Origin of the sequence: Breznakiella homolactica (genome assembly GCF_016616095.2) — a bacterium.
In the GTDB taxonomy this organism is placed as follows: Bacteria; Spirochaetota; Spirochaetia; order Treponematales; family Breznakiellaceae; genus Breznakiella; species Breznakiella homolactica.
Genome location: NZ_CP067089.2, coordinates 1,214,597 through 1,228,730 on the forward strand (window position 1 = coordinate 1,214,597; position 14,134 = coordinate 1,228,730).

The 14,134-nt window shown below is 57.2% G+C and carries 9 protein-coding genes; 4 read left to right on the forward strand and 5 right to left on the reverse strand.

Annotated elements, in window-relative coordinates:
- Nucleotides 1-3: 3 nt before the first annotated feature.
- The 3 genes from mutL to JFL75_RS05695 all read left to right on the forward strand — a co-directional run bounded on the left by mutL (nt 4) and on the right by JFL75_RS05695 (nt 6,151).
- On the forward strand, nt 4-1,836 hold the full coding sequence (mutL, locus tag JFL75_RS05685) for a DNA mismatch repair endonuclease MutL (protein WP_215625721.1): 1,833 nt from the start codon (nt 4-6) through the stop codon (nt 1,834-1,836).
- A 426-nt stretch (nt 1,837-2,262) separates the two neighbouring features.
- Nucleotides 2,263-4,911, forward strand: a complete 2,649-nt coding sequence (locus JFL75_RS05690; protein ID WP_215625722.1) for a PQQ-binding-like beta-propeller repeat protein — start codon at nt 2,263-2,265, stop codon at nt 4,909-4,911.
- A gap of 103 nt (nt 4,912-5,014) precedes the next feature.
- A complete protein-coding gene (locus JFL75_RS05695; RefSeq protein ID WP_215625723.1) occupies nt 5,015-6,151 on the forward strand; it encodes a tetratricopeptide repeat protein in 1,137 nt (378 codons plus the stop codon).
- 482 nt (nt 6,152-6,633) lie between these two features.
- On the opposite strand, the gene glpK is transcribed toward JFL75_RS05695, so the two are convergent.
- The 5 genes from glpK to JFL75_RS05720 form a co-directional block, all read right to left on the reverse strand.
- On the reverse strand, nt 6,634-8,121 hold the full coding sequence (glpK, locus tag JFL75_RS05700) for a glycerol kinase GlpK (protein ID WP_215625724.1): 1,488 nt from the start codon (nt 8,119-8,121) through the stop codon (nt 6,634-6,636).
- 36 nt (nt 8,122-8,157) lie between these two features.
- Nucleotides 8,158-8,502, reverse strand: coding sequence for a DUF1667 domain-containing protein (locus tag JFL75_RS05705; protein ID WP_215625725.1), 345 nt, complete (start codon nt 8,500-8,502; stop codon nt 8,158-8,160).
- On the reverse strand, nt 8,499-9,758 hold the full coding sequence (locus JFL75_RS05710; protein WP_215625726.1) for an NAD(P)/FAD-dependent oxidoreductase: 1,260 nt from the start codon (nt 9,756-9,758) through the stop codon (nt 8,499-8,501). Before JFL75_RS05710 ends, JFL75_RS05705 begins: the two co-directional genes overlap by 4 nt.
- Nucleotides 9,748-11,211, reverse strand: coding sequence for an NAD(P)/FAD-dependent oxidoreductase (locus tag JFL75_RS05715; RefSeq protein ID WP_215625727.1), 1,464 nt, complete (start codon nt 11,209-11,211; stop codon nt 9,748-9,750). The genes JFL75_RS05710 and JFL75_RS05715 overlap by 11 nt, the downstream gene beginning before the upstream one ends.
- A 166-nt stretch (nt 11,212-11,377) precedes the next feature.
- Entirely contained in the window at nt 11,378-11,959 is a 582-nt protein-coding gene (locus JFL75_RS05720; RefSeq protein WP_215625728.1) for a glycerol-3-phosphate responsive antiterminator, read from the reverse strand.
- A 293-nt stretch (nt 11,960-12,252) separates the two neighbouring features.
- On the opposite strand from JFL75_RS05720, the gene JFL75_RS05725 reads away from it, so the two are divergent.
- Nucleotides 12,253-14,133 carry an adenylate/guanylate cyclase domain-containing protein gene (locus tag JFL75_RS05725; RefSeq protein ID WP_215625729.1) on the forward strand — a complete coding sequence of 627 codons (1,881 nt, stop codon included), beginning with the start codon at nt 12,253-12,255 and terminating at the stop codon, nt 14,131-14,133.
- Nucleotide 14,134: the final 1 nt, after the last annotated feature.

Consider the following 14,134-nt stretch of genomic DNA (forward strand, 5'->3'; position numbering starts at 1 on the left):
TTGATGGATAGCGCCGGGTCCGGAATTCCGCAGAGCCGTATTCAGATACTGCCTCCCGGGGAAGCCCGGAAAATCGCCGCCGGGGAAGTCATTGACCGGCCCGCGGCTCTGGTCAGGGAATTCATCGATAACGCCATAGACGCGGGGGCCGCGATGGTGGAGCTTGCCGTTGAAGGCGGCGGCATCCGGCGGACCGAGGTAATCGACGACGGAAACGGCATGGCCCGGGAGGACCTGGAACTGTGCTGGCACACCCACGCAACGAGCAAAATCCGCTCGGTGGAGGATCTCTCCACGTCCGGGACCCTGGGATTCCGGGGCGAAGCCCTAGCCGCGGCGGCGGCGGTTTCAAACCTGGAAATCGTGAGTTCCCAGGACGGCCGGGAAGCGTGGCGCCTCGAGGTGGCACCCGGGGGCGGTACCGCGGAAGTCCATCCCGCCCGGCGTTCACGGGGAACCACTGTCCGGTCACTGGGCCTTTTCGACGCCCTGCCCGCCCGGAAGCGCTTCCTCAAACGGGAAGGAGCCGAGGCGAATCTCTGCAGGCAGGCCCTGATAGACAAGGCCCTGGCCTTTCCGGAAATCAGTTTCCGCTTTGTGCAGGACGGCAGCCTGAAGCTCTTTCTGCCCGCGGCGCCGGACCGGAAATCGCGCTTCGGCGACGCCCTTCTGGGCCGGGCGGAATCGGCCTTCCTGAACGAGATTTCCTGCGCCGGGGAAGGTTTTTCGGTGACCGTAGTGGTGGGCGGCCCGGAACTGTTCCGGCGGGACCGGCGCCAGCAGTATGTCATCGCCAACGGCCGGAGAATCCAGGATTTTTCCCTGCTCCAGGCCCTGGAATACGGGGTCCAGGGATGGTTTCCCAACGGAACCCATCCCATTGGGGCGGTATTCGTCGATATTGATCCGGCTCTGGCGGATTTCAACATACACCCGGCGAAACGGGAAGTACGGTTCCGGGATCCCGGGGCCATTCACCACGCCGTAACCAGTACCCTTTCGAATTTTATGCACCACCGGGGAGTTGCCCAAAACCGGGAATCTACCGGATCCGCGGACAAGCCCGGAATCTGTTCCGGCGGCGGGTTCCGGTTTTCCGGCGCCGAAGGCGGTTCTTTTCAGCCGGAAACCAGCCAGGGCAGAAGCGGCAGTCTCGCCATGGAAGCCCTCCTGGAAGACCCTCCCGGTTTCGCGCCGCCCCCACGGAGTATTCCCGATACGCCCGGTTTCGCGGTACGGGATCAGGCTCCGCCGGGGTATCCTGCGGAAACCGGGGCAGTCCCGCCGGAGGGGTCAAAAATCCGGTACGCGGGAAGGCTTTTCGGCCTGTTTATCCTCGCCGAGCGGGGAGATGAACTGTACATCATAGATCAGCACGCCGCCCATGAGCGGATACTGTTTGACGGATTCCTTTCAAAACCCGTATCCGTACAGGAACTGCTCGTCCCGATTCCCCTGGAAACCGAAGGCCCCGAGGACGACCGATTTCTTGAAATACGCCGGGAAGAACTGTACCGCCTGGGTATCCACATCCGGAAGGACGAAGACGGCCAGTGGCTCATAGAAGCCCTGCCCCCGGCCTGGCGGGCGGGAGACCGGGAAACCGTAAAGGAAATTCTTGATCTCAAAAACGCTGGAGAAGATCTGGCCCGCCGCTGGGCGGCGACTCTCTCGTGCCGGGAAGCCGTCAAGGACGGAGACTACCTCGACCCGCAGGCAGCCCTGGATCTGGCGGAACGGGCCTTTGCCCTTCCCGATCCCCGCTGCCCCCACGGCAGACCCATCTGGATGAGGATCCGCCGGGAGGATATATTCCGGGCGGTACGCAGGGAGTAACAGGGGCCCCGCATTATTTGAATCGTCAAAGAAGCATGGGGAAACTGGTTAAGGGGGCCTGTCACATGAAAAAAATCCCGCGGCGCGGTATTTCTTTTCATGCGACACCCCGCGTTGCCATTTTAACACCATGCTTCTTTGCTGTTTCTGTATATCTAATGCGGGGTCCGTGTTTGAAAAAGGTGTTGGGTATTGTTATACCGGGAACCAGAAGTTAGGCAGCGCGGAAGCGATTACGTCACTTGTGGCACAAACATTCTGAGTGAGGAGCCGTGTCCTTCGGACACGCGCAGCCCCCGTTAACTGGGCATAAGGGTAACGCCAGGATCCGCGGCCCTAGTAAAACCGGGTGCTTTCCGGATTTAAAGCCCCTGCGCTCCCCCTTTATAATTGACGTTTTCGGAAAATACGGTAGAATACTGTGATATGGCAGCAGACGGTCGAAGAAAACGTAACCCCCTGATAATAGTACTGTGTGTTCTTCTTGTTATCGTAATCGGTGTTCCTTTGGTTTGTATCGGGATATCGTTTATTGGAAGAATAAGCGCCGAATCGGTCATTCCCGATTCTTTTTCCGCCTATTTACACATACCAAATCCGGTAAAGCTGGCGGACAATGTCCTTGCCCATCAGCCGCTTCCCGAGATACTGGCGGAGCCGGCCATGGCCTCCCTGCTCCCGGTCATAAACCAACTGGAAGAAAGCGGAATTTTGCAGAACAGCCTCTTCCGGTTTGCCGCCCGGGGATCCCTGGACGGCGCTTTGCTTCCGGAGGAGCGGATCCTTGCGGTCTGGGATGCGGGAATTGTATCGCCCTTTCTCCGGTTTCTGCCGTCAATAGTGGGAAGAATGACCGTTCCCAACCTTTACTATGTACAGGCGGGCAAACTTTCCCGGTTTGAGTACCGCATGGATGACGGTACGGTGTATTTTATCGGCCCCTACCGCAATCTCCTGGTAATCGCGAACAACCAGAAATTGTTTGAATCGGTACTGGACGGGACCTCCCGGGACGGCGACATCCGGGGTGCAGAGGGAAAAAACTTTACATCGGGGAATTTCGACATTGCCCTTCTGGTATCCTCCGCCTCGATCCTGGGCAACCTCGCAGACTCCGATCCCGCGGTCGGCCAGATTCTCAGCCAGATACAGCTCCCGGGTCTGGTGGAAGCGGCGATATCGTTTTTCCCGGATAAACTCGACATAGCCCTCACTCTGCCCCTCTCGTCACAGAACCCGGCGATTTCCGGGCTGATTGACCGGAATTCAACAACCTCCGCGCTGGTGCAGCTGCTTCCCGATACGACCCAGTACAGTACGATTCTGTCGGCCGGGTCCCTGGAGGACCTGGTTGCCGCAATATCCTCGGTTTCGGGGCCCGATTTTGACAGAATGCTCAAGACCGCGGATAATTCCTCCAGGATGCTCCTCAAGGTGGGCATCGAAGAGCTGCTTTTCTCCTGGACCGGAAATGAGTTGGGGGTATTCGGCCTGGAAGGACGGCCCGATCCTGTTTTCGCGGTTAAAATCGGGGATGAAAACAAGCGGAAGGAAATTTTCGACAGGGTATTTTCTTCATTCTTAATCAACGAAAATATTTCCGTCATTCTCGACGGAACCAGAATTCCCCAGATACGGCTTCCGGGTTTTCTGGACTCGCTGCTGCGGATGATGGGAGCAACGATTCCCTCTCCCTACTATACGGTTCAGAACGGATACCTCTTTGTCTCCGAGTCCCCGGAAAACCTGCTGTCCGCCGTGAGCAGTATGCGGAAAAACGCGGTGCTCCCCAAAACAGCGGCGTGGAAAACCCTTTCGCAGTCGGGGTCGGACCAGAATTCCTTCAGCCTTTTTTATTCCCTGGACCGGTCCCTGCCCTTTTTCCTTAAAGGAAATACCGCGGCGGACGCGGTTCTGAAGCTCTACCGCCAGGGCCTCGCCCGGATGTCCGTCAGAAACCGGACCGCCATGGTCACGCTTTCGGTAATCCCCGGGCCGGGCAAAGGGATCCTGGCCATGCCCGGATATCCCCTTGACCTGGGCGGAAACGCCGGGAAAGAGGTGCACGGGATTTTCTCCGAGAAAAAAGGCGAAAGCCGGCTCCTGCTGACCCGGGGTACGGCCGCGTTGGCGGTGGACCCCGCAAACAATACCATACTTGAATTCAATGACACCCATCCCGTGTGGAATATTCCCGCGGAGGGAATCCGCACCGGAACGATGGCGGATCCCGCGGCCTGGGTAGTTAATAGCCAGGGCATTGTGACCCTGGTAAACGGGAATATGCAGCCCATGGAGGGATTCCCCCTGATAACCGGCTGCAGGCCATCCGCCCCGCCGGCGGCCTTCGGCGGGAAACTGTTCCTTCCCGACGGGGATGGCTCCCTGTATACGGTGGACGCCAGGGGAACCATTTCGGAACTGCCCCTGCCCTTCCGGGAGGCCCTCAGGGCGCCGCCGGGATTCCTGCGCCTGGGCGGAGCGGTCTACATGGCTTCGTATCCTAAAAGCTTCCTCGGCGAGATATGGCTTTCTTCGGAGACCGGAGAAGTTTATCCGGGATGGCCGGTTTTCGTATCGGGAATAGCCTTCGGCGCGCCCCTGGTATTTACCGCTGGAACGGAACCGAATGTCGCTTTTATAACCCAGGCGGGGGCTCTGTCGGTATATGATAAAAACGGCGGTCTCCTTCCGGGTTTCCCCGCGGACATCCCCGGGGTATTTTACGTACAGCCTGTTTTTGACGGGCAGTTCCTGTGGACAGTTTCCGGCGACGGTATTCTGTACAGGATTTCCCTGGATGGAACCATTCTGTTCCAGCAGATCCCCGGGTTCAGTGTCGGCGAAGGCGGCAGCATAATCGCGGCGGATACCGACGGAGACAAAGTACCGGAAATATTTGTTACCGGGGACGGAAACCTGCTGTACGGCTTCTCCCGGAATTTCATATCCCTGGAAGGGTTCCCCCTGCCGGTCTGGGGCAGACCGTTCTTCGGCGATCTGAACGGTGACAGAAAAATTGAATGTTCCGGTGTGGGGCTCGATAATAAGCTGTACCGCTGGCAGTTCAAATGATTCTTTGCGCCGCGGAGGCTCGTTCGAGAGGGAATGTATTATACAGTCCGGTTTAAACGCGGCCTGCCGCGTTTAAACCGGACCAGCGAATAAAGGGGTGTCTATGAAAACCACGGCCTGGAAAACTTTCTGCCGCATTCTAAGATCCCGGCAGCTTGCGGTGTGCCTCCTGGCGGGCTTTTTCGTTTCCTGCCAGAGCATACAGAAGGATATGCTGGTCTCGACTATTGAAGAAACCGGCTCTTCGGATATCACCGAGCTGGAACGGATGATCATTCCCATGGACACGGGGTTTACCCGGCAGGAACTTCAGCAGGCCCGGCAGCAGATACAGGGGATTGAAAAAAAAGCCATCCGGGACGCCGTATTTGAGGCGCAGCTTGCCGCGTGGTCCGGGAGACTGTACGTCCTGGAAGGGAAAAGAAGCGACGCGGAAAAACAGCTTAAACAGTCCCGGGACCTGTACCCGGGGAATATCCAGGCTCTGGTCCTGACGGTCCGCCTGGAGACAGACCCCGAGAAACGGCTTGCCCTAGCTGATCAGGCGCTGGCCCTGGAAAGCCGCTCCGGGGAACTCCAGATAGAACGGGCACGGGTTCTCCTTGAACTGAACCGCTACCGTGAGGCGGTCGCTTCCTTTGATACGGCCTTCGCGGCGCTCAATTCCGATATTTACGAGCAGACCTACCGGAACGAACGGAACCGGGCGTGGGAGCTGCGGGATGTGGCTCCCGGGACCGGTACCCTGACCGCGGATATTCTCCGGAAAGAAACTCTTACCTGGCGGGATGTGATTGACCTGACGAAAAACGAAACCGACCTTCTGGGGTTCTTTACCGCGGGCCGGGACTGGCCCAGCGACCAGCTTTTCAGCCGCCTGGCGGAACGTTCATTTATACCGGTTCTCCAGGACGCGGAGCAGACGGAATGGCCGTCCCGGAGGTCTCCTTCTTCGGATGAGACGGTGCTCCGTTCGGGAGCCGCCTGGTTCCTCTGGCACCTTACCGCCGAAAACCAGGCGGATAAACAGCTGCTTACCAAATATTCGTCCCGGTACAGGAGCATCAGGGATGTCCGGAGTCCGATTCCGGATATTCCCGTGGATTCGCCCTATTTCGATTCCGTTCTGGGCTGTATTGAATGGGAAATCATGGCCCTTCCCGACGGCCGGAATTTTATGCCCCGGGAAACGGTAAAGCCTTCTTCATTTCTGCAGATGCTGAATAAGGTCCGCAGGTAATTACAAAACCGAGCCGGAAAGCACCATAGTACCGGTTCTGCGGGGCCTGTCATAGAGAAAACGAAATGGCTCCTCGTCGGCCTGCGGCCTCGAAAGTCGCTCATTTCCTTTTCTCTATGACACCCGGCGCTACCGAATATGCACGTGCTTTCCGGCTCGGTTTTGCCCTTTGGGGGTGATGGCGGCGCCAGTCTGTTTCTTTGCGGCACCCGGACGGGAACGGAGGCAGTACGGAAGCCCCGCGAAGCGGGACAGAACCCAGGGAGTGGTCGAAAGGACATACCCAGCCCCCGCGAAAGGCAGTATAGAGCCGGTTAAGGCGGAAAGCATCCGGGCCGTAATGGTAACGCCGGGTGTCACATAAAGTTAGGAATGAGCGACTTTCGAGGCGAAGCCGCTGAGGAGCCATCCCTAACTTTATGTGACAGGACCCGCAGAACCGGTATACACGGATGCTTTCCGGATTGTACGTCTCTGTGCTCCTACTTATCTATCCAGTTCCGGCTTCGGCCAACGGCTTTGTGCCATTCGTGAACCAGATGGTCCCTCCGGGGGGCATCCATTTCCGGCAGGAACAGCTTGTCGCATTTCCACATGGCCTTTACTTCATCAAGATTCTTCCACACCCCCGCGGCGATACCCGCCAGATACGCGGCCCCCAGAGCGGTGGTTTCCCGAACCACCGGCCGGCGGATGGAGGCATTAATCATATCCGCCTGGAACTGCATCAGGAACGCGTCCCTGCTGGCCCCGCCGTCTACTTTTAATTCATCCATAGTAAAACCGGTATCCTTTTCCATGGCCCGTACCAGATCAAGGGTCTGGTAGGCAATGGATTCCTGGGCGGCCCGGATAATATGGGCTCGTTTCGTGCCCCGGGTAATGCCGATAATGCAGCCCCGGGCGTACATATCCCAGTAGGGCGCGCCCAGCCCGGTAAATGCGGGAACCAGATATACCCCGCCGTTGTCGTCAACCTTTCCCGCAAAGTATTCGGCTTCGCTGCTGTCGGTGATGAACCGCAGTTCATCCCGGAGCCATTGGATAACCGCGCCGCCGACGAAAACGCTTCCTTCCAGGGCGTATTGGATAGTATCGGTGAGTCCCGCGGCGATGGTGGTTACCAGCCCGTTTTTGCTTTCGTAGGCTTCGTTCCCGGTGTTCATGAGAAGGAAACAGCCCGTACCGTAGGTGTTTTTCGCCTCGCCCTTTTCGAAGCAGCACTGCCCGAAGAGCGCCGCCTGCTGGTCCCCGGCGGCCCCGGCAATGGGGATCTCCGTTCCCTGGATATTGGCGTTGCCGTAGACCATGCTTGAGGGTTTTACCTCGGGAAGCATGGCCCTTGGTATATCGAGAACATCGAGCATGGTCTCGTCCCAGTCAAGTTTATGGATATCGTAAATCATGGTCCGGCTGGCATTGGTATAGTCGGTTACGTGGACCTGGCCGCCGGTGAGTTTCCAGATGAGCCAGCTGTCCACGGTACCGAAGAGCACCTCCCCGCGGCGGGCCTTTTCCCGGACCCCCTGAACATTGTCCAGAATCCACTTGATTTTGGTTCCGGAAAAGTACGCATCGGGAACGAGGCCGGTGGTTTTCCGTATATGATCCCCAAGACCCTGTTTTACCAGGTCATCCACAATGCCCGCGGTCCGGCGGCACTGCCATACGATGGCATTGTATACTGGCCGGCCGGTTTCCTTGTCCCAGAGGATGGTGGTTTCACGCTGGTTGGTTATGCCGATGGCGGTAATATCCTGCACCCTGATATCGCTTTGGGCGATAAGCTCCATCATGACCGCGTACTGGGATGAGTAAATTTCCATGGGATCGTGCTCAACCCAGCCTTCCTTGGGGTAAATCTGGGCGAACTCCTTTTGGGCGGTGCCGATGATATTCTGTTCCTGGTCAAAAAGAATAGCCCGGGAACTGGTGGTTCCCTGGTCCAGCGCTAAAACATACTTACCCATTGAAATCGCCTCCTAAATCTATCCTGGGTCCGGACCTCACAGGTCCCGCACGGCTATAAAGGAAATCCCCGTTCCGCAGACATCTTCTATTATAGCCTGCCCGCGGCGAATCGGCGAGTAAAGATGAACCGAATCAAGCAATTTTACCGCGTCCATGACGAGATTTTTCGGCAGGGCGCCGTTTGTTTTTACCGGACACCGGCGGATCCGGGCACCGTTAATCCGTACGGTGGAGGTCACAATTCTGACCGGATTGGAGAGTTCATTTTTTCCGTAGGTTTCACCCCGGCTGCACCCATGGCCGCTCACCGAGTACCCATGGTCTTCGACTACCCGCAGATGGCAGCCCCTGGGACATACAATACAAATAAGTTCGGTCATACCGCTTCCTCCTCGGCTTCAATGGTTATGCAATCGGATACACCGCGGAGAAGAGTCTTGGGTATGGTGATGTGTTCCATTTCTCCGGGGACCATGTGTTCCCGTTTGAACCGGGCGATCTGCTCTCCGCCGGCGGAAACCCTGACGGAACTTCTGCCGTAGCGGCGCTGTACCCGGAAGAAAACCTCAAGACCGTTCTCGAGATTGTCCTTCCGTATGAGCTGCGGGACGGTATAGCCCACTCCCGGGCCGCCGCTGACGGCCACTGCGTCTGCCGGGACAGATCCGCCCCGCAGCACATGCCGTGCCGCGGCCGCTCCCGCCCGTTCGCTCTCGGCGGTAACGAAGTCCACCAGGTCATGGACGTGGACAACGTTTCCGCAGGCGAAAATACCCGGGACTGAGGTTTCCATATTTTCGTACACCGCGGCGCCGCTGGTCTTCGGATCAATGGCGATACCCGTTTTGCGGCTCAGTTCGTTTTCGGGAATAAGCCCTACCGAAAGCAGCACCGTATCGCAGTCAAAGTACATTTCCGTTCCGGGAACAGGCAGGCGGTTTTCGTCCACCTTGGACACGGTTACCCCTTCCACCCGTAAACTTCCCTTTATTTCGGTAATGGTATGGGACAGGTACAGGGGAATACCGTAATCCTCCAGGCATTGCACGATATTCCGGGTGAGCCCCCCGGAATAGGGCATCACTTCAACGCAGGCCAGGACCTCGGCGCCTTCCAGCACCATCCGGCGGGCCATGATAAGGCCGATATCGCCGCTCCCCAGGATGACGATACGCCGGCCCACCATATAGCCTTCCATGTTTACGTAGCGCTGGGCGGTTCCGGCGGTAAAAACCCCCGCGGGCCGCGCGCCGGGGATGCCGATGGCTCCCCGGGTACGTTCACGGCAGCCCATGGCCAGGATAATGCTTTGGGCTTTGAGTATCTGGTATCCCTGGGTTTTGTTGACAAGGTGCACATCTTTCTCCGGGGAAATTTCCAGCACAAAGGTATCCAGCATAATTTCAATGGAAGTTTCCTTCAGCATATCCACAAAGCGTCCGGCGTATTCCGGGCCGCTGAGTTCTTCCTTAAAATAATGGAGACCGAATCCGTTATGGATGCATTGGTTGAGAATACCCCCGAGATCTTTGTCCCGTTCGGCGATGAGAATCTTCCTGAGTCCCTGCCGGTGGGCTTCCAGTGCGGCGGCAAGGCCGGCAGGGCCGCCGCCGATCACGATAAGTTCATACTGCATGGAGGACCTCCTGGAGGACGGGACTGTCTTTCGTTTCCCCGGTGAGTATTACCGAACCTTCCCGGTCCTGGAGTATTTCCGTGGGATCCATACGGTGGTGCTCCGCAAGCAGCTGAAGCACCCGGGGACTGCAGAACCCGCCCTGGCACCGGCCCATGCCGGGATTGCACCGGCGTTTTACCCCGTCCAGGGTTACGGGAGGGATCGGGGAATTCAGGGCGTCGATGATTTCGCCCTCAGTTACGGTTTCGCAGCGGCAGACAACCTGGCCGTAGGCAGGGTTTTTCCGGACAAGTTCCGTCTTTTCCCGGGGGTCCAGTTCTGCGAACCGCAGCCGCCGGCGTGCGGCGATGAAGGACTCTTTTTCCGTGAGGGTGAGCCCCGCGGCCCGGAGTATTTCCAGGGCGTACCGGGCAATAGCCGGGGCAGCTGAAAGGCCCGGGGATTTGATTCCCGCGATATCGATAAATCCCGGCGCGTCCGGCGCTTCAGCTATGATAAAATCGGGTTTGTCCGCCACCGCCCTGATCCCGGAGAAGTTCCGGATATTCGCCCTGAGGTTGAGATCCGGAACGGAAATCCGGGCTTTTGACGCGACCTCGGCGAGGCCGTCGCCGGTAACCGCAACATCATCGCGGCCTCTGGGTGTTTCGTTGTTGGGCCCCACAATCAGGTTGCCGTGCACCGTGGGAGACACCAGGGTCCCCTTTCCCTTGAGCGACGGGCACTGGAAGATTACGTGGCTGACGCACTGGCCTTCGCTTTTGTCCAGAAGGTAGTATTCGCCGCGGTCCGGGGTTATGGTGAAGTCAGGGGCCGCGGCCATGTTGTGGATTACGTCCGCGTTTATTCCTGCGGCATTTACCACGTACCGGGCGCAATAGGTCCCGCTCCTGGTCAGTACCTGCCATGAGTCCGCCGAACGGGTTATGCCGAGAACTTCGCTTGAAAGGAAAAGCTTCGTGCCGTTCCGGACGGCGGTCTCCGCCAGAGCCAGGGCGTATTCCCAGGGGCTGACAATCATGGCTGATTTTGCCAGGAGCGCTCCGGCGGCGGATTTACTGAGATTCGGCTCCAGGCGGCGGAGCTCTTCGGGGCCGAGAAGTTCCAGACCGGGAACTCCGTTGCTGATCCCCCGGCCGTACAGTTCCTCGAGCACCGCGGTCTCTTCGGGAGAAAAGGCCACCACCAGGGAGCCGCATCTGCGGTGGGGTATGTCGAGCTGTTCAAAAAGCTGCCCCGCGAGTTCGGTGCCTTCAGCATTCAGTTTTGCCATCAGGGTCCCCGGCTCGGGGTCATATCCCGCGTGGATAATCGCGCTGTTGGCCTTGGTGGCCCCGCAGGCCACGTCGTTTTCCTTTTCCAGCACCGCAACGGACAGCCGGTACTTCGACAGTTCATACGCCGCGGCGGCGCCCGCAATACCGCACCCGATGACAATAACATCAAACATACAGCCTCCCAAAGCAGCGAAAAGAGCAAAAAAAAGAGTACGGCAAAATACCCCCGAAGGGCTATTTCGCTGTACTCTCAAATCTCTTCAGCAAATAGACTTCTATGACAGAATTAAAATTTTATAGCTGATCATACCACCGTTTTGCGGTTTCCGCAAGAGGTTTTTATGTACCGGAGAGTGCCTTCATAATATCCGTGTTTGATGAAGAAACCGATACGGCTCCGGCGCTGATGGCGCTCCGGGCGTCTTCCGCGTCGAAGATAAGCCCGCCGGCGATTATGGGCTGTTTTGAAATATCCGCGATTCTCCGGATAACCTTGGGCATCGCGCCGGGAAGAATCTCCACGGCGTCGGCGTGTTCCAGGGGAAACTGTTTTTCAATATTAATCAGAGCCATGGAATCGAGAACAAAAAACCGCTGTATGGTTAAAAGCCCCTTGGCCTTGGCCCTGCGGATCAGATTCGCTTTTGTGGAAAGGATTCCGTCGGCCTTGGTGTTTTTAACCATAAAATCCACCGCCACATCCCTGGCCGCGAGGCCGTCGATAAGATCCATGTGCACAAAGGCGTGTTTCCCGGAATCCTTTATTTTCGATACGATTCCGGGGATACTTAAAACATCCCCGAAAAGTACAAAGACAATCTCACCGTCCCTTTTAAGGCACTTTTCCAGGCCGTCGGTGGTTTTTACCGCTGAGATAACCGGTGTCCTGCGCAGAATTCCGTAAAAAGCTGAAGTTTCCATAGCAGCTGATTTGCTCCCTAACAAAGTATTACCTGTGGCTAAGGTGTACGGCAAACCGCGGGCAATGTCAATGATTACCGTAAAAATCGCCGGTCAATCAAATATATTGCTTTATTTTATGTTCTGGATTATTCTGTTATTCTATATATATACAAAAGATGGGGAAAAAATATGCCGGTTGTCTCCCCTGTTTCTGTTTTTACCCAACTAGTACGTATCACCCATCAATTCTCAGTACGGATATGGCCGGCCGGCGGCGGTATTCAGGAAAATGACGTAAAAGGGAACCGAGAATGAGGAAAACAGAAAAGGACACGGCCCGGCGGGTGCGCTACCCTATCGGCGCGAAACTGGTTGTCATCATTTCCATTTTAACCCTTGTGTCGCTGGGGGCAATTACCGCCCTTGTATCATGGATGGTAACCCAGGACATACGGGTAACGGCGGAGGAAAACAACTTTGCCGTCAACAAACGGTCAGCCGCGGAAGCGGAATCTATTTTCTACAACGCCCGGTCGAACGCGCTGGTTCTGCTGAACACAATTTACGGCGCCGGTTCCTCCGAAACCCTGGCCCGGAACGCGGTGGCGTATTTCTTTGACGAACACCGGAGTACCGCCGCGGTGCTGGCCTTCGGACTCCAGGGCGCGGTGCTGACCAACGAACGCTTCTTCCGGGAAAACGGGCTCGATCCCACCGCCATCGATACTTTTACCGCCGCCCAGCGGGAAACTATTGAACGGGCTTCGGCGGGCGAAGTACTTATCCGCAACGCCGGCCCTGATTTTGGCATTCCCCTGCTGTGCCTGTTTTTTCCCAGAACCGGCGCCGGACAGCGGGGCGCGGGGGCGGTATTGTTTTCCTCCGAAAGCCTCGCCGAAACCTTCGGAACCGGGGCCAACGCCAGCTACATGGTCAATGACCGGGCGGACATCCTGAGTTCCCCCAACGCGGAGCTGGCGGCGGCAGGGGTGAACATGGGGAACCGGAACTTTGTCCGCGCCATGCGGGAAAGTTCTTCGGCGAGCCAGCAAACCCTCTATACCGATGAGGATGGGGTTCGCCTGTTTGGGGCCTTTACCAAACTGCCCGTAGGAAACGCTGCGGTTATCACCAACATTGAATACGACAAAGTCTTTGAGGGCATTGCCGCCACAACCCGGCGGAATATTTACCTGACCCTGGCGGTGCTCTTCGGGGCGGCCATTTTTATATGGCTTTTCAGCAAAACCATTTCCCGCCCCATGCGGACCCTGACCGCCGCGGCGGAGCATATCGAGTCGGGACAGTTTGAAGTTGATATTGAACCGAGGAGCCATGACGAAATCGGCGCTTTGACGGAAAGTTTCAAAAAAATGAGTACCGCGCTGGGGATCTTCGGCCGCTTTACCAACCGGGAAATCGCGGTGCGGGCCATGCGGGGCGAAATCAAACCCGGCGGCCTTCCCCGCCACGGGACGATTTTCTTTTCCGATATCCGGGGCTTTACTGAAAAAAGCGAGAATTTCACCAAGGAATACGGCGACGGGGCATCCGAAAGAATTGTCCACTGGCTTAATGATTATCTTACCCGCATGGTGGACTGTGTCGAAAAGACCGGCGGCGTGGTTGACAAGTTTATCGGTGACGCGGTCATGGCCCACTGGGGCACGGCCTACAGCGCGGGCAGCCCGGAGAAGGACGCCCTAAACTGTGTAAAGGCGGCGCTTTTGATGCGGGCGGCCCTGGTTGACATGAACAGAAACCGGAAACCCGGGGATATCGGAAACCCGCCCATACGGATAGGCTGCGGAATAAATACCGGGGTTGTAACCGCGGGGCAGATCGGCAGCGAAAAGCGCATGGAATACACGGTTATCGGTGATCCGGTAAATCTGGCGAGCCGGACCGAAGCCCTTAACAAACCCCTGGGGACGGATATTCTCATTACCGAGAATACCTTTGACCTCATCGGCAAATACCTTATTACCGAGGAGATGCCTCCGGTTACGGTAAAGGGAAAAGCCAAACCGGTCCGGCTCTTCGCGGTGGTGAACATCCGCACCAAGGCGGGGGAGCCTCAGAAGCATCCTGCGACCCTTGGGGAAGTGCGCAAGCTCCTGGGTATTGAGCCTCCGGATATTTCATCGGCGGATACGGGTTCCGAAGAAAAAAAATATAAAATAGGGGGCTGAA

Excerpts from the sequence above, each read along its gene's own strand:
- mutL (WP_215625721.1), top strand. The coding sequence starts at position 4 with ATGGATAGCGCCGGGTCCGGAATTCCGCAGAGCCGTATTCAGATACTG.
- JFL75_RS05690 (WP_215625722.1), top strand. The coding sequence starts at position 2,263 with ATGGCAGCAGACGGTCGAAGAAAACGTAACCCCCTGATAATAGTACTG.
- JFL75_RS05695 (WP_215625723.1), top strand. The coding sequence starts at position 5,015 with ATGAAAACCACGGCCTGGAAAACTTTCTGCCGCATTCTAAGATCCCGG.
- glpK (WP_215625724.1), bottom strand. The coding sequence starts at position 8,121 with ATGGGTAAGTATGTTTTAGCGCTGGACCAGGGAACCACCAGTTCCCGG.
- JFL75_RS05705 (WP_215625725.1), bottom strand. The coding sequence starts at position 8,502 with ATGACCGAACTTATTTGTATTGTATGTCCCAGGGGCTGCCATCTGCGG.
- JFL75_RS05710 (WP_215625726.1), bottom strand. The coding sequence starts at position 9,758 with ATGCAGTATGAACTTATCGTGATCGGCGGCGGCCCTGCCGGCCTTGCC.
- JFL75_RS05715 (WP_215625727.1), bottom strand. The coding sequence starts at position 11,211 with ATGTTTGATGTTATTGTCATCGGGTGCGGTATTGCGGGCGCCGCCGCG.
- JFL75_RS05720 (WP_215625728.1), bottom strand. The coding sequence starts at position 11,959 with ATGGAAACTTCAGCTTTTTACGGAATTCTGCGCAGGACACCGGTTATC.
- JFL75_RS05725 (WP_215625729.1), top strand. The coding sequence starts at position 12,253 with ATGAGGAAAACAGAAAAGGACACGGCCCGGCGGGTGCGCTACCCTATC.